General features: G+C 66.8%; 15 protein-coding genes, 1 tRNA gene, 1 other RNA gene and 1 pseudogene. 9 read left to right on the top strand and 9 right to left on the bottom strand.

The window, feature by feature from the left end; genetic code table 11:
- Nucleotides 1-269: 269 nt before the first annotated feature.
- Nucleotides 270-752: a lipopolysaccharide assembly LapA domain-containing protein gene (locus ACFTSA_RS23730; protein ID WP_377954479.1), complete on the top strand. Its 483-nt coding sequence runs from the start codon at nucleotides 270-272 to the stop codon at nucleotides 750-752.
- A gap of 24 nt (nucleotides 753-776) precedes the next feature.
- On the opposite strand, the gene ACFTSA_RS23725 is transcribed toward ACFTSA_RS23730, so the two are convergent.
- On the bottom strand, nucleotides 777-1,208 hold the full coding sequence (locus ACFTSA_RS23725; protein ID WP_377954482.1) for an SRPBCC domain-containing protein: 432 nt from the start codon (nucleotides 1,206-1,208) through the stop codon (nucleotides 777-779).
- A 168-nt stretch (nucleotides 1,209-1,376) separates the two neighbouring features.
- Nucleotides 1,377-1,493 (bottom strand): annotated as a pseudogene (locus ACFTSA_RS23720) (DUF993 family protein); the annotation flags it as partial.
- 161 nt (nucleotides 1,494-1,654) lie between these two features.
- On the opposite strand from ACFTSA_RS23720, the gene ACFTSA_RS23715 reads away from it, so the two are divergent.
- From ACFTSA_RS23715 to ACFTSA_RS23705, 3 genes are read left to right on the top strand one after another with little or no spacing between them, the layout of a single operon-like run.
- Entirely contained in the window at nucleotides 1,655-2,716 is a 1,062-nt protein-coding gene (locus ACFTSA_RS23715; protein ID WP_377954478.1) for a LacI family DNA-binding transcriptional regulator, read from the top strand.
- Nucleotides 2,717-2,740: 24 nt separating this feature from the next.
- Nucleotides 2,741-3,349, top strand: coding sequence for a GNAT family N-acetyltransferase (locus ACFTSA_RS23710; RefSeq protein WP_377954477.1), 609 nt, complete (start codon nucleotides 2,741-2,743; stop codon nucleotides 3,347-3,349).
- A gap of 40 nt (nucleotides 3,350-3,389) precedes the next feature.
- The gene (locus tag ACFTSA_RS23705; protein WP_377954476.1) at nucleotides 3,390-4,076 is read left to right on the top strand and encodes a DNA alkylation repair protein; all 687 of its coding nucleotides are present in this window, start codon (nucleotides 3,390-3,392) and stop codon (nucleotides 4,074-4,076) included.
- A gap of 6 nt (nucleotides 4,077-4,082) precedes the next feature.
- Here ACFTSA_RS23705 and mptB read toward each other — a convergent pair whose 3' ends face one another.
- Entirely contained in the window at nucleotides 4,083-5,639 is a 1,557-nt protein-coding gene (gene mptB, locus ACFTSA_RS23700; protein WP_377954475.1) for a polyprenol phosphomannose-dependent alpha 1,6 mannosyltransferase MptB, read from the bottom strand.
- A 288-nt stretch (nucleotides 5,640-5,927) separates the two neighbouring features.
- Between mptB and orn the strand changes: the two genes are divergently transcribed.
- The 3 genes from orn (at nucleotide 5,928) to def (ending at nucleotide 7,475) form a co-directional block, all read left to right on the top strand.
- Nucleotides 5,928-6,575, top strand: coding sequence for an oligoribonuclease (gene orn / locus ACFTSA_RS23695; protein WP_377954481.1), 648 nt, complete (start codon nucleotides 5,928-5,930; stop codon nucleotides 6,573-6,575).
- Between the two features lie 130 nt (nucleotides 6,576-6,705).
- Nucleotides 6,706-6,778: transfer RNA gene (locus ACFTSA_RS23690), tRNA-His, on the top strand.
- Nucleotides 6,779-6,902: 124 nt separating this feature from the next.
- Nucleotides 6,903-7,475 (top strand): peptide deformylase, encoded by a 573-nt coding sequence (gene def / locus ACFTSA_RS23685; RefSeq protein ID WP_377954474.1) that lies wholly within the window; start codon nucleotides 6,903-6,905, stop codon nucleotides 7,473-7,475.
- A 41-nt stretch (nucleotides 7,476-7,516) separates the two neighbouring features.
- On the opposite strand, the gene ACFTSA_RS23680 is transcribed toward def, so the two are convergent.
- From ACFTSA_RS23680 to rnpB, 5 genes are all read right to left on the bottom strand, one after another.
- The gene (locus ACFTSA_RS23680) at nucleotides 7,517-8,314 is read right to left on the bottom strand and encodes an HNH endonuclease family protein (RefSeq protein ID WP_377954473.1); all 798 of its coding nucleotides are present in this window, start codon (nucleotides 8,312-8,314) and stop codon (nucleotides 7,517-7,519) included.
- 136 nt (nucleotides 8,315-8,450) lie between these two features.
- Nucleotides 8,451-8,660, bottom strand: coding sequence for a hypothetical protein (locus ACFTSA_RS23675; protein WP_377954472.1), 210 nt, complete (start codon nucleotides 8,658-8,660; stop codon nucleotides 8,451-8,453).
- Nucleotides 8,661-8,777: 117 nt separating this feature from the next.
- A complete protein-coding gene (locus tag ACFTSA_RS23670) occupies nucleotides 8,778-10,271 on the bottom strand; it encodes a glyceraldehyde-3-phosphate dehydrogenase (RefSeq protein WP_377954471.1) in 1,494 nt (497 codons plus the stop codon).
- Nucleotides 10,272-10,546: 275 nt separating this feature from the next.
- A complete protein-coding gene (locus ACFTSA_RS23665; protein WP_377954470.1) occupies nucleotides 10,547-10,909 on the bottom strand; it encodes a hypothetical protein in 363 nt (120 codons plus the stop codon).
- Nucleotides 10,910-10,954: 45 nt separating this feature from the next.
- Nucleotides 10,955-11,345: RNase P RNA component class A (gene rnpB, locus ACFTSA_RS23660), an RNA gene on the bottom strand.
- A gap of 70 nt (nucleotides 11,346-11,415) precedes the next feature.
- Here rnpB and ACFTSA_RS23655 point away from each other — a divergent pair.
- Both ACFTSA_RS23655 and ACFTSA_RS23650 read left to right on the top strand, forming a co-directional pair.
- The gene (locus tag ACFTSA_RS23655; protein WP_377954469.1) at nucleotides 11,416-12,339 is read left to right on the top strand and encodes an alpha/beta hydrolase; all 924 of its coding nucleotides are present in this window, start codon (nucleotides 11,416-11,418) and stop codon (nucleotides 12,337-12,339) included.
- A 61-nt stretch (nucleotides 12,340-12,400) separates the two neighbouring features.
- A complete protein-coding gene (locus ACFTSA_RS23650; protein ID WP_377954468.1) occupies nucleotides 12,401-13,165 on the top strand; it encodes a YaaA family protein in 765 nt (254 codons plus the stop codon).
- Nucleotides 13,166-13,190: 25 nt separating this feature from the next.
- Here the strand turns inward: ACFTSA_RS23650 and ACFTSA_RS23645 are convergent, their stop codons facing one another.
- Nucleotides 13,191-13,928, bottom strand: a complete 738-nt coding sequence (locus tag ACFTSA_RS23645; RefSeq protein ID WP_377954467.1) for a zinc ribbon domain-containing protein — start codon at nucleotides 13,926-13,928, stop codon at nucleotides 13,191-13,193.
- Between the last annotated feature and the right edge of the window lie 88 nt (nucleotides 13,929-14,016).

Here is a 14,016-nt window from a genome sequence, read left to right as displayed (position 1 = left end):
TTCCGGGTGTGAACCATGACCCGACTCACCGGTGAAGCATCAGGTGGGAACGATGTCCCGACTCACGTGTGAACTATGTCGTGAAACTAGACACCTCCTGGGGCGCACGTTGACACCCCGGTCTACGGACCGGGGTGTTTTCTTTGCCTCCCGGGCAATTGCAAAGCATGCTTACTATTGCGGGCTGACTGTGCCTATGATCGGACTGGGCGCCGGACATCCGCACACGCCGGCCAACCTGGACCACCAGTCGAGGAAGGAACACCCGCATGCAGCACAGCCAGTCGGGCGAGAGCCCCGCCACTCCTGAGACGCCCCGGCCCTCGAGCTCCGCGGCAGGCCAGCCGGGCACCGCAGTGCCCCCTGAATCCGCGCCGGCGGGAGCGGGCACAGGTACCGGCGCGGCGGGCCGGCACCCCGGCACGGCCGCCATCCCGGGCTATGACGGGAGCACATCACCGCAGCCCCGCGTGGCGGAGCCCGAACGGCGCGTCACGCGCGCCGGAATGATCTGGGTGGCCGTAGCCTCGGCCCTGGTGGTACTGGTACTGCTGATCATCTTCATCCTGCAGAACCAGGAACTCGTCCAGGTGAAGTTTTTCGGCCTCGAAGGGGCGGTCTCGCTCGGGATGTCCCTCTTCATCGCCGCAGTGGGCGGGGGTGTCCTCGTCGCAATGGCCGGCGCAGCCCGGATCATCCAGTTGCGCGCAGCTGCCCACCGGCGCCGGGTGCAGGCCAGCCGACAGCGGTAAAGCCGCAGGCCACAGGCGACTCAGTCAGTCCTCCAGGTACTCCTTGAGGTTGCCAAGCACCATGCTCCAAAGTTTTTCCGACTCCGCGGCCTCGTCATCACTCTTGTTATTGCCTTGGGTGATGATGACCCGGGTGCCCTCGGCCACGGGTTCCAGCACGTATTCCACGGTGTGGTAGCTGGCCGGCTCGTCGGGCAATCCCGACAGGGGGCTGTAGTGGGTGATGCGCAGGAGTTTGTTGGGGCGCGCCTCCAGTACCGTGCCCTTGTCCTGGTAAGACTTGCCCTGCCACTCCCCCTCAAACGTCACAGGGTCACCCTCCCGCCAGGTGGATGTCACGTGCGTGCCGAGGAAGTATTCCTTGACGTCGGCCGGATCCGTCAGTGCCTTCCACACCCGTTCGGGCTGTGCCGCGACAACGATGTCCGCCTCGGCGTCCCTGAATTGTTTGACCATGGTTTCCCCTCCTGGCGCCACCCTACCCGCCGGAAGGTACCGAAGTAAGGGCGCGGCAGCAGCCGGGGCCAGACAAAGCGAGGCCCGGTCCTGTCCCGGGGATCGGACCTCTGCCCCGGAAACATGTCGCGTTACGCCAGGCGAAGGGCTGCACCGGGTGCCGCGAAGCGCCGGTTCGAAGGTCTTGGCCAGGTGCACCGCGGACCGGCCCGAGTGCAGCGTGCCCATCATCTGGAAGCCCGGCTGCTTGCCATTGAGCCAGGCCAAGAAGGCGATCCCGGTCTTCAGTCGTGGTGGCTGGTCATCGGGAGAGCGGATTCCCACTGCAAACACAGCGCCGAACCATAGCCGGACTGGCAAGCGCTTTCCTGACTTTTTCCACTGCGATATTGTGAGCATCAGCCGATTTTCCCGACGCTGGGGCCCGCTGAAGAGGAGTTGCGCCTGTGGCTGCGAGCACGCTGACCGAAGTAGCCCGCCTGGCCGGAGTCTCCCCTGCCACGGCCAGCCGCGTTCTGAACGGTTCTGCCAGGACCCCCGGACCGGACATCGCGGAGCGCGTCCGGAAGGCTGCGGACTCCCTGGGTTACATCCCCAACGCCCAGGCCCAGGGCCTCGCCAAGTCGAGCTCAGGCCTCATCGGGCTGATCGTGCACGACATCGCCGACCCCTACTTCTCGGCCATCGCCCGCGGCGTCCAGGCCGCTGCGCAGCACCAGAACAAGATGGTTTTGCTGGCCACCACCGCGGGCAGTCCCGCCGACGAGCGCGCGGCCGTGGCAGCCTTTGCCGCGCGCCGCGCGGACTCGATCGTGATCGCGGGATCGCGGTCTGCACGGACCGCCGACAGGCAGGGCAACGCCGAACTGGCCGCCGAACTTGACCGCTATTGCCGCAACGGCGGCCGGGTGGGCGTGGTGGGCCACGCCGTGGTGGGCGCCGAATCCGAGGAGGGCTATCACGTGGTCGAGGTTCCCAACGAGGAGCTCGCAGCCGCACTCGCCCGGGAGCTGGCCGCCTCACACGCCGGGGCGTTCGTCATCATCGCCGGCCCGGAGGGCCTCCTGACCTCCGACGACCGGGTGCGCGGATTCCAGCGGGGCCTGGCTGACGCGGGCCTGCCGCCGGCGGACGTCCTGCACGCAGGGTTCGACCGCGCGGGCGGATTCGAGGCAGGCCTGGAACTCGTGGCCCGCATCGGCGGGAGCGGCGCAAGCAGCAAGAGCCGGCTCTGCATCTTCGCCGTCAACGACGTCATGGCCATCGGGGCCACCGCCGCACTGCGTTCCAAGGGGCTGCGGATCCCCCGCGATGCTGCCATCGCCGGCTTTGACGACATCGAAACCCTGCGCGACTTCCGCCCGGCCCTCTCCACCGTCCGCCTGCCACTGGAGGAAATCGGCCGGCTGGCAGTTCCCGGCGCGGGACCGGGCCAGACGGCCGCAACCGTAGAGGTGAAGGGCGAAGTGACGCTCCGCCGGAGCACCGAGCCGGCCGGCGAGTCATAGACGCGGAGGCAAGGGAAGGCGGCCATGGCAGGCCCTTCACAAGAGGAAGAAGGCGGCATCACCACAGCGGCCGCCGAGTGGCCCGCCGTCGAGCAGCTGTTCGGCATCCGCGGTGAGCCCTCACGGTGCTGGTGCCGCTTCTTTGCCCTGCCGGGTGCCAGCTTCGCTGCCACCCCGGCCGCTGACCGCAAAGCACAGCTGAAGGACAAGTTCGACGGCGGCGGGCCGGCACCGGGGGTTCTGGCAAATCGCAGCGGTTCCGTCGTCGGCTGGTGCGCCGTGGAGCCGCGGCAGTGCTACCCGCGGATCCTCCGTTCGCAGGTGTTCAAGGCCGCCGGCCCGCCAGTCACCGACGGTGGCGGCGGGAGCGTATGGTCGGTGAGCTGTTTCGTCGTCGCACCCGGCCACCGGCGCAGCGGTGTGGCAGCAGCCCTGCTGGCTGCCGCCGTCGGCCACGCAAGCGCCAACGGTGCCGCCGTCGTGGAAGGGTACCCGGTGGATCCCGCCCAGCGGCCGAAGGCCGGGCCGGCGGACCTCTACCAGGGCACGCTCGGCCTGTTCCTGGCCGCCGGGTTTGAGGTGGTCAGTGACGCCGTTCCCGGGCGCGCGGTGGTGCGGCTGCGCGTGGGATGAAGCGGGCAGCCGGGCGTCGGTGACCGGCTATCTTGGCAGCATGGCAAATGAAGCGGTGCTGGCACTGATTCGCTCCGAACTGCGGGCGGCGGCAGACCCCGTCCGCGGCGCCGCGGCGCAGGCCTACATGAAGTCCGCAACACCGTCGCTCGGCGTCCGCGTGCCGGAGGTGCGCCGGACGGCCTTTGCCGTGGCCGCGGCACATCCCTTTGAAACGGCCGACGAGCTGCGGTCAACGGTGCTTGTCCTCTGGCGTGAGGCCCGCTATCGCGAGGAACGCTACGCCGCGATTGACCTGACAGGGCTGCGGAGCGTGGCCGGCGACCTGGCGATGCTGCAGGTGTATGAGGAGATCATCCGGACGGGCTCGTCCTGGGACTACGTTGACGGGGTTGCCCACCGGATCGGCGCACTGCTCAGGGCCCACCGGGAGGAACTGACACGCGTACTGCTCCGCTGGAGTGCCGACCGGGACTTCTGGATCCGGCGGGCATCAATTACGGCCCAGCTGGGCGCCAAAGTCCAGACGGACACGCGCCTGCTCACGGCGGTCATCGAGGCGAACATGGCCGACAAGGAATTCTTCATCCGCAAGGCCATCGGATGGTCGCTGCGTGAGTACGCCAAGACCGACCCGGCATGGGTCCTGGAGTTCGTGACACGGAACGGCCCCTCGCTGAGCCCGCTCTCGCGCAGGGAAGCCCTGAAAAACCTCCAGGTCAGATGAGCCTCGTCAGATGACCGGGCGGGTGGTGACCGGCTGGTCGGCCTTGCTGAACAGCAGCTTGGTGCTGCGGTCCAGGAAGATCAGGTACAGCGCAAACAGCAGGGCGATGATGGCGGCCGCGTTGCGGGCAAGTGCCAGGGCCAGGCCCAGGTCATCGGTCTGCAGGTAGGGAAAGACTTCGAGCTGGTCGGAGATGGCGTAAACCATGAAGAACGACACGATGAAGTAGAGCGCCTTGACCTGCCAGTCATCCCGGATGCCCGTGACGGCGAACAGCGGAATCAGCCACACCACGTACCAGGACTGGATCATGGGCGACAGCACCACAACCGCGGCGAAGGCGAGCGTCAGGCGGCGCATAAGACGGTCGTGTTCGCCCCGGAAGATCTGCCAGGCGACGATGCCCACGGCAAGGAGCTTGCCGACGTCGTAGACCCACTTGGCCAGGCCCCAGCCGTCCAGGCTGAACGCGTTGGCGATGGATGCGACCACCAGGCCAAGCAGCCCCACGGGGGCGTACCAGATCCACACGCTGCCCGGTGCCGAGAGGCCGTTGATCCAGCCGAACCCGAAGCCGTTCACCAGGCTCATGGCATAAAGCAGGGCAAAGCTGATTCCGGCGGTGAGGCCCCAGAACACGAACTTCCTGGGCCAGCTGGCCCTCTTGCCGGCCCAGAGCAGGCCGATGAACGGAAGAAACACCACGGTGATCGGCTTCACCGCGATGGAGGCCGTGACGAGGACGAGGCCCAGCATGACCCGCCGCGTGGCGCAATAGTAGAGACCCGCGAGGGCCAGCCCGATCATGAGCGAATCGTTGTGGACGCTGGCGATGAAGTTGGTCAGGAAGAGCGGATTGGCCGCCGTCAGCCAGAGGGCACGGTGCGGATTGACCCCGTGCAGTTGGGCGAGCTTGGGGACGTAGATGATGCAGAGCACCACACCCGCCAGCGCGGCCAGCCGGAACAGCATGATGCTGGCTTCCGGCTGGACATTGGTGGACCAGACCACGAACTGCTCGATCCACAAAAACACCTGGCCATACGGAACCGGGGCCTCGGTCCACATCTTGTCCGCGCCCAGCTGGAAGTAATTGGACAGCGCCGAGATGCCGTTCTCGTACGGGTTGAAGCCCTCCACCATCAGCCGGCCCTGGCCGATGTACGCGTAGACGTCCCGGCTGAACAGCGGGACGGTGAACATCATCGGAAGGCCCCACGCCACGATGGCCTGAAGCGTGGCCTTGCGGGCTTCCCTGCCCCACACGTGGACGTGCTGGCCTAGCCGGAGCCAGGCCCGGACCAGCAGCATGCCGCCCACCGCGAGCAGCACGATGGACAGCCCGACACCGAACGCCTCGGTGCGCATCCAGATGAACAGGGGCATCCGCCGCAGCTCCGAAACCGGCGCGAGCCAGCCGACGCCGAGCGATCCGATGAGCAGGAACATGGAACCGATGAAGCCGGAGAGAATCGGTGAGCGCGGGTTGTCCACTTCCGGCCGGGCCGGGTCCGTGGAAGTGCCGGTGGCCGTTTCCCCTATCGCAGGCACAGGCGCCGTCATCTCAGGATCGTCCAATCTCTTCTGCGCCTAGCCATCTAGGCATGTCTCTTTTTGGGCGTGCTGCCCCCTCTGCAGCCAAGCTGAGCGGCCGGCCGAATTGGGCAGCCAGCCAAATTGGGCGCCGCCAGCCAATTTGGGCGACGCCGGGGACGCGGCCACCGCAGTCAGGCGTTGCCACGTACCCGAAATATTAGCACCGGAGCGCCTCTCCAAGGCTTGCATGCGGCTAAACGGTAGGCTGAACGGGTGCCTATTACTAACGAACGCATCGTCTGGATCGACTGCGAAATGACCGGCCTCGACAGCGTCAACGACGCCCTGATCGAGGTTGCGGCCCTGGTGACCGACTCCGAACTCAACATCCTCGGCGACGGGGTGGACGTGGTCATCAAGCCCGACGACGCCGCCCTCGCCCAGATGAACGACTTCGTCCGGGACATGCACACCCGGTCAGGCCTGCTGAACGAGCTTCCGGCCGGCAAGACGATGGCCGAAGCAGAGGCCCTGGTGCTGGACTACATCCGCAAGTGGGTTCCAGATCCCCGCAAGGCGCCCCTCGCCGGCAACTCGGTGGGAACGGACCGGGTCTTCCTTGCCCGGGACATGCCCTCGGTGGTGGAGCACCTGCACTACCGCATCATCGATGTCAGCACCATCAAGGAGCTTGCCCGGCGCTGGTATGCGCGGGCCTACTTCCAGGCGCCGGCCAAGCACGGCGGCCACCGTGCCCTCGGGGACATCAAGGATTCCATCGACGAACTCCGGTACTACCGGGAAGCTGTCTTCGTGCCAGCCCCCGGACCGGACAGCGCCTCAGCGCTGAAGATCTCCCAGCGCATCTCTGCCTCGCCCTCCGCCGTCGACCAGCCCTCCGCCGTCGACCCGCAGGCCCCGGAAACCGCTACGCCGCCCGCAGCGCAGCAGACCGGAAAGTAATCTGCGCCACGTTTGAGGAAAATTTTGCCGAAAAAGCCAAAAGTGGCAAAAGCATCCCCCAACAGCAGGTAAGCTATTTGTCGTTGCCTTTTCGGAAGGCCGGGAAACCGGACAGTCCGCAGGGCACATGGTGGGCGTAGCTCAGTTGGCAGAGCGCCTGGTTGTGGTCCAGGAGGTCGCGGGTTCAACCCCCGTCGCTCACCCGCACCGAGGACGGCAGTTTATTGCCGGCCAGCAACAAAGGCCGTACCGGTTATCCGGTGCGGCCTTTGTTGGTTTCACCCCTGCCGGCCCCCGTCCGGCAAAGCGCCGAAGGAATCCCCTGACATGACCGTTCTGCCCATCACCATCTGGGGTGAGCCGGTGCTGCACCGCCGGGCTGCTGAGGTGGAGGAGTTCGACGACGGGCTTCGCCAGCTGATTGCCGACATGTTCGAAACGAACGACAAGGCGAACGGCGTCGGACTGGCCGCGCCGCAGATCGGCGTGGGCAAGCGGATCTTCGTCTACAAGTACGAGAACGAGGACGGCGCTCCCCCGGCCGGTGCCGTAGTTAACCCTGTGCTGACCCTCTCCAAGGTGTCCGGGGCCCTCCCGGATCCGGACGAGGAAGTGGAGGGCTGCCTCTCCTTCCCCGGCGAGCAATATCCGCTCAAGCGCGCCGAATGGGTGCGGGTGCAGGGCTTCGACGCCCACGGAAACCCGGTGGACTTCGAGGCGACCGGCTGGTTCGCCCGCATCATCCAGCACGAATTCGACCACCTGGATGGCAAGCTGTACGTCAACCGCCTCATCGACAGGTACGCCCGCAAGGCAATGAAGCAGGCCAAGAAGAGCGGCTGGGGCGTCCCAGGACTGACCTGGATGCCGGGCGTGGACCCGGACCCGTTCGGCCACTGACACCGGCGCGGCTTCGGCCGCCGCCAGCCGCGGCTGCGGCCCTACCGGGGCACCACCGTCTGCTGCTCCGGGCATGAATCCAGCACGCGGGCCATGACGTCCTTCTCAGGCTGGGTGACCCAGAGGCCGTACGCTGCCTTCACCGAGATCTGCCGCGCCACGTAGTGGCACCGGAGCGCCTTGTTCTCCGGCAGCCAGGTGGCGGCGTCCGAGGCGCTTTTCTCCTGGTTGGCGTCACCGTCCGCGGCAATGAGGTTGAGCGGATCGTTGGCAAGGTTCTGGCGCTGCTGCGCAGTCAGCTGCTGGGCCCCTTTCTGCCAGGCATCGCCCAAGGCGACGACGTGGTCGATCTGCACGTCCTTGCTGGAATCAGCTCCGCGGACAAACCTCACCACCATCCCCACATACGGCTCCTGCATGGTGCCGGCGGCAACTTTGCACTTTGATCCCTTGGCGAAAGCAACGTCGTGAAGGTCCCGGCGCAGGATGTCGTTGCGCGTGTCGCAGCCGTTGTGGTCCGCGTCCTGCCAGGCCTGGCCGAATGCGGACCGGTCGTAATCGCCGCCGGGTGCCCTGCCGTTCACGGCCAGTGCCTCCAGTGCGGCGGCCGCGCTGCCCCGCGGCACCGGGTACGGAGGTGCCACCGGCTTCATCCAGGCAGCGTCGAACACCGGCGCCTCGCTGGGTCCGGACACCGCAGGCTCGGCCGCGATGAACTGCCCCGCCGTAAAAAACCACACGGTGGCCGCCACCACCGATACCGTCGCCACACCGAGCACCGCCCAGGCCTGCCGGGAGCGCCGGCGGGCACGCCGGTAGCCGGCCCAGCTGACACTCATGCAGGCACTCCGGTGCGCCGGGCGCGGGAGTCTCGGGCAGGATGTGGGTACACATCCAGAAGCTTAGGTGTAACAGCCCGGCGGGGTGCGGGTATCCACAGTGTGGAGGACAGGTGCCCTGTGGAGGGCGGGTGGCTTACTGCTCGCGCATAACCCGATGGAGATCCGTGTTGGCGAGGTCAAGCAGCCGCTCCAGCTGGGCTACCCTCTCGTCGCCGATGTCCCCTCGCGCGTGCGCGGCACGCGCCTCGTCCAGAAGCCTCTGGGCTTCTTTCTGGTTCGCCTTTGCAACGTCGAGGGCATGTTCCAGGGTTGTCTCATGCTGAAGCGTCGGGTTCTGTTCCATGACACAAGTTTGTGCCCGTTTCCCGGCTGATTCCAGAGAATTGCCCGGGAACTTCCCGGGAACGGGTCAGCCCCGCCGGCACAGGGTGTGCCGGCGGGGCTGACGGAATGCTTCGGGTTAGACGGAGGCTGCCACGGCCAGGACCGGGGCGGCATCCTTTTCGGAGTCCTTGGCAGGGAAGGCAGGCGGATTGACCCCGGCCATTTCCTCCATGACGCGGACCACCTGGCAGCTGTAGCCGAACTCGTTGTCGTACCAGACGTAAACAACCAGGTTCTTGTTGTTGGCGATCGTGGCGAGGCCGTCGACGATGCCAGCACGGCGGGAGCCGACGAAGTCGGTGGAGACAACCTCGGGCGAGTCGATGTAGTCGATCTGCTTGCGCAGGTCCGAATGCAGCGACATCTCGCGCAGGTAGTCGTTGACCTCGTCCTTGGTGGTGCCTTTTTCCAGGTTGAGGTTCAGGACGGCGAGGGACACGTCCGGGGTGGGGACCCGAATGGAACTGCCGGAGAGCTTGCCCTGCAGCTCGGGAAGCGCCTTGGCCACGGCCTTGGCGGCACCGGTCTCGGTGATCACCATGTTCAGCGCGGCCGAACGCCCCCGCCGGTCGCCCTTGTGGAAGTTGTCGATCAGGTTCTGGTCGTTCGTGAACGAGTGGACCGTCTCGACGTGCCCGTGGATCACGCCGTACTTGTCGTTGAGGGCCTTCAGGACCGGGGTAATGGCGTTGGTGGTGCAGGAGGCGGCCGTCACGATCCGGTCCGAATCGGTGATGTCGCCATGGTTGATGCCGTGGACGATGTTCTTCAGCTCGCCCTTGCCGGGCGCGGTCAGCAGGACCTTGGCGACGCCCTTGCTCAGAAGGTGCTGGCCGAGGCCTTCGGCGTCGCGCCAGCGGCCGGTGTTGTCCACCACGAGGGCGTTGTTGATGCCGTACGCGGTGTAGTCGATGGTGGCGGGGTTGTCCGAGTAGATGACCTGGATCTGCACGCCGTTGGCCGTGATGGTGTTGGCCTCGGTGTCCACCCGGATGGTTCCCTCGAAGGAGCCGTGCACGGAGTCGCGGCGCAGCAGGCTCGCACGCTTGGTCAGGTCGTTGTCGGAGCCGCGCCGGACCACGATGGCGCGCAGTCGCAGGCCGTGGCCGCCGCCGGCCTTTTCGATGAGGAGGCGGGCCAGGAGCCTGCCGATGCGGCCGAAGCCGTAGAGCACGACGTCGGTGCTGGTACGGTCGTCAGCGCCGCGCTTGCCCACGATCTCGGCGAGCTCGGCACGGAGGAATTCCTCCAAAGTCAGGTCGCCGCCGTCGGACTTGAACTTCTGGTTCAGGCGGGCGATGTCGATGGCAGCGGCACCCAGGTCCAGCTGCGCCAGCGTGTTCAGCAGCGGGGCTGTCTCCTCGAGGAGCAGCTCATCCTTGCTCATCCGGCGCGCAAAGCGGTGCGCCTTCAGGATGTTCATGGTGGACTTGTTGATCAGGCTGCGACCGTGGATGGAGGTGACCACGTTGTTTTCACGGTACAGCCGGCCGATCACCGGGATCATGGCCTCGGCGAGCGCCTCCCGGCCCATCCACGTATCAAGACAAGAATCTGACGTCTGGCTCACAGAACTACCTTCCTTGGTTCAACCGGCCTACGTCCTCGTAAACCGGATGGCGGCCACTGGAAGTTATCCAGGGCAAGCTGGCACCGGCAGGGTTTCGGTCCACCCCGGATGCCGTCGACCGTGCAAAGAAAAACCGCCGGCTGCGAACGCAGATCCGGCGGTAGAACTTCTACGTTCACCATCCATTCTAAGGTGGCGCGGGGGCCGGAAAGCGCCGGGAGCCCGTGAAATCACTCACACGGGGTGTGATGCCTGCCGCCCGGCCGGGGGTAGCGCTACTGCTCGCCGTACCGGAGGCGGCCAATGCTCCAGGCAGCTACGTGGCGGAGGTCCACCCTCGTCGCGTTCAGGCGGATGGGGTTTCCGCCGGAGATCACTACAGGTTCAAGGAAATGAAGGAACCGGATCTGGCCTTCCTCCACGGCGTGAGGCAATGCCGCCGGAATTTCGCCTGAGGTGCTGATCTGCGCATTCTGGCGCCTGGTCCATGCTTCTTCACCCACTACCGAGCCAGAAACTATCGTTCCGTCGACAATGACGGTGAGCTCGATCGTCCCGTCCGTATCTTGGCGGCCCGGGCCAAAGATGGGCGCCAGCAGACTGTCCAGTCTGGGGTCGATGTCAGGGGAGGACTGCACGGCATCTGCCTTCCGGACGCGGTGTGGGCCGGCGGCCTACTTGAGTGGATGGGTTGACCGATACGCCGGGTTCTGTGCTCCCGCGCCGTTGCCGGTGCGGGAGTAGCGGCCATCCATCTACGAGCGCCGTTACCGACGCCCTCCAGCGGCCTACCCGGACACTCGGGCGGGCAGCCCTCAAACGTGTCCTGTCTGGCCTTGCTCCGGGTGGGGTTTACCTAGCCTTCCCGGTCACCCGGGAAGCTGGTGGTCTCTTACACCACCGTTTCACCCTTACCTGCTTCATGCCGCTTTCAATCGGCGTGACGCAGGCGGTCTGTTTTCTGTGGCACTGGCCTGCGGGTTACCCCGAGTGGGCGTTACCCACCACCCTGCCCTGTGGAGCCCGGACGTTCCTCGAGCCACTTGCGTGGCGCGCGGCCGCCTGGTCAACCCATCCGCAGTCCAGTTTACGGGCTTTCCCGGCAGGCCCGGACACGCGCCGGTTCCGGGGTTAGGATCGGAAAATGGACCAGTCGTCTTTTCCACGGCCGTCCTTTCCACGGCGGCGCATGCTGCAGCTGGCAGCCGCTGCCGGTCTGAGTGCGGCCGCGACATCAGCCTGCACCGGCCCGCCGTCACCGGTTCCCGGTCCGACGACGGCCAACACCACAACGGCCGGTCCCGTGCCGTCTTCCTCCACAGTGCCGGCTTCCGCTGTGCCGATTCCTGCGGTGTCGACGCGGACAGGCGGCTTTGTCTCCCGCTTCCGCCCTGCAGTCATCACGCGCTGGTCCCTGGCCGTGCCGCTTCCGGAGGAGGCCAACCAGTTGCTGCCGGTGGCGGTCTTCCTGCACGGGCTCGGCGCCAGCCATGAGGTTCTGTTGCGCGACCTCGCGGCGGACCGTGCCCTGCAGGGCCACCTGGACGACGGCGGGCTGCCCTTTGCGGTGGCCGCCGTGGACGGCGGCGACTCCTGGTGGCATGCCCGCGCCGACGGCAGCGACACGCAGTCCATGCTGGTGCAGGAGTTCCTGCCGTTCCTGGGCGAACAGGGGCTGGACCTCGGAAGGGTCGGCATGTTCGGCACGTCGATGGGAGGGTTCGGTGCCCTCCTCCTGGCGTCGCGGGGCAGGGTGTCCGGGCTTCGCGCGGTGGCTGCCATGAGCCCGGCCGTCTGGTCCAGCTATGCGGAGGGGATGCAGGGCGCCTTCGACGGCCCGGCTGATTTCGCGGCGAATAACGTTTTTGCGCTCCGGCCGAGGCTTGCGGCGATTCCGAAGCGGATCGACTGCGGCAGTGAGGATGATCTGGCCGCCACGGTGCGCCAGTACCGTTCGGGACTTCCCGGCCGCGTGGAGGGCGGCTTCCAGCCAGGCGGCCACGATGCCTTGTACTGGCGGTCCATCCTGCCGGACGTCCTGGACTTCCTTGGCCGTTCGCTGGGCTGACCTTACCCGGCCGACAGCTGCGGACCCCAACTGACCCGCACCCGGCCGGTAGGATCGTACGGTGCTGATTCTGCTCCCCCCGTCCGAAGGCAAGACTCCGGCCGTCCGCGGCGACGCCATGGACTGGGCTTCGTTGAGTTTCCCTGTGCTGAACACCTACCGGGCGAAGGTACTCGACGCGCTGGGGACAGTCAGTGCGCGCGAGGATGCCCTCGCCCTGCTGGGCGTCGGAGCCTCCCTCAAGGACGACGTCGAACGCAACACCCGGCTCCACGCCGAACCGGCGGCGCCGGCACACCAGGTGTATTCCGGCGTGCTGTACGACGCCCTCGGCTACAAGTCGATGACCCCGGCGCAGCGGCGCCGTGCGGACGAATCGGTGCTGGTCATCTCCGCACTGTGGGGCGCCATCCGGTTCGCCGACTGCGTGCCCGCCTACCGGCTGTCCATGTCAACGGCACTGCCTGACGTCGGACGGCTCGCCTCATTCTGGAAACCGCAGCTTACCGGTGCCCTCGGCGAAGTTGCCGGCGGCCGGCTACTGGTGGACTGCCGGTCCAGCACCTACGCGGCGGCCTGGGCTCCCCCGCCGGCAAATACGGTGACGGTCAACGTGTTCACGGAGGTGAATGGCGTGCGCAAGGTGGTCAGCCATTTTGCCAAGCACACCCGGGGTGAGCTGGCCCGGCACCTGCTGATGCGGCGCGGCAAAGCCCCGGCGACGCCGGAGCAGCTGCGGAAGGCGGCGGCAGAGAAGTGGCAGGCGGAACTCGTTCCGGGCACCGCACGCAAGGCACACGCCCTCAACATCATCCTGCCGGGCTAGATTTTCCTGCCGGGCCTGGCCTCCGTCAGCCCCACTCGGCGGAACGCACCAGGATGCAGCCGGAGTCGGGGCAGAACACGATGTCGTCCTCGGCGGCGGCCTTGATCTCGGCCAGGTCGCCGGGGCTCAGCTGCATGCCCGACCCTTCGGAGGTGCCATGGAAAAGCCGCGCGGCGCCGACTCCGCGGCGCGCCAGCGTCTTCTCGTAGACGGCGAGCATTCCGGTGTCCAGCCCCGCGGCGAATCCTGCCCGCTTGCCGGCCACCTCTTTCTCCTCGGCGGCGACCTCGGCCAGCGCAGCGTCGAGCTCGGCCCTGATCCCGCCGAATGAACCCTGGATGTCGTCGACGATGCTTTGCTGCGCCGCCTGCCGTTCGCGCAGGCCGTCCAGCCGCTCCAGAACCTCCAGTTCGACGTCCTCCAGGTCTGAACGGCGCTTGTTGAGCGAGGCAATGTCCTTCTGCAGGGCGACGAGGTCCTTGGAGAGCCCGGTGCCGCTGTTGAGCCTGGCCTCGTCCCGTTCGATCCGGGTTGCCACCTGCTCCACGTCCGCTTCGGCCCGCTTCAGTTCCGCTTCGGCATCGTGGACGGCGAGTTTCGCGGCGCCCAGTTCCCCGTTGGCAACGTTGAGGGCGGCCTCAAGATCGGTGATCCGGGGATCGTTTTCAAGGGTGCGGCGGCGGCTGGCCAGTGACTTCAGCCGGGCGTCCAGGCCCTGGAGCTCGAGCAACTTCAATTGTTCAGCCGGTGCTGCCTTGGCCACGTTTTACCTCCGCTTGATCCCGTCCGGCCCCGGGGCCGGCACCCCTGTGGGGTTTTCTAGACTCTAGCGCCTAACGCGCTCCCCAGCC

The organism is Arthrobacter sp. NPDC057013 (assembly GCF_042674585.1).
Classification (GTDB): domain Bacteria; phylum Actinomycetota; class Actinomycetes; order Actinomycetales; family Micrococcaceae; genus Arthrobacter.
This window is presented reverse-complemented; position numbering and strand designations above follow the sequence as displayed.

Excerpts from the sequence above, each read along its gene's own strand:
- ACFTSA_RS23730 (WP_377954479.1), top strand. The coding sequence starts at position 270 with ATGCAGCACAGCCAGTCGGGCGAGAGCCCCGCCACTCCTGAGACGCCC.
- ACFTSA_RS23725 (WP_377954482.1), bottom strand. The coding sequence starts at position 1,208 with ATGGTCAAACAATTCAGGGACGCCGAGGCGGACATCGTTGTCGCGGCA.
- ACFTSA_RS23710 (WP_377954477.1), top strand. The coding sequence starts at position 2,741 with ATGGCAGGCCCTTCACAAGAGGAAGAAGGCGGCATCACCACAGCGGCC.
- ACFTSA_RS23705 (WP_377954476.1), top strand. The coding sequence starts at position 3,390 with ATGGCAAATGAAGCGGTGCTGGCACTGATTCGCTCCGAACTGCGGGCG.
- mptB (WP_377954475.1), bottom strand. The coding sequence starts at position 5,639 with ATGACGGCGCCTGTGCCTGCGATAGGGGAAACGGCCACCGGCACTTCC.
- orn (WP_377954481.1), top strand. The coding sequence starts at position 5,928 with ATGACCGGCCTCGACAGCGTCAACGACGCCCTGATCGAGGTTGCGGCC.
- def (WP_377954474.1), top strand. The coding sequence starts at position 6,903 with ATGACCGTTCTGCCCATCACCATCTGGGGTGAGCCGGTGCTGCACCGC.
- ACFTSA_RS23680 (WP_377954473.1), bottom strand. The coding sequence starts at position 8,314 with ATGAGTGTCAGCTGGGCCGGCTACCGGCGTGCCCGCCGGCGCTCCCGG.
- ACFTSA_RS23675 (WP_377954472.1), bottom strand. The coding sequence starts at position 8,660 with ATGGAACAGAACCCGACGCTTCAGCATGAGACAACCCTGGAACATGCC.
- ACFTSA_RS23655 (WP_377954469.1), top strand. The coding sequence starts at position 11,416 with ATGGACCAGTCGTCTTTTCCACGGCCGTCCTTTCCACGGCGGCGCATG.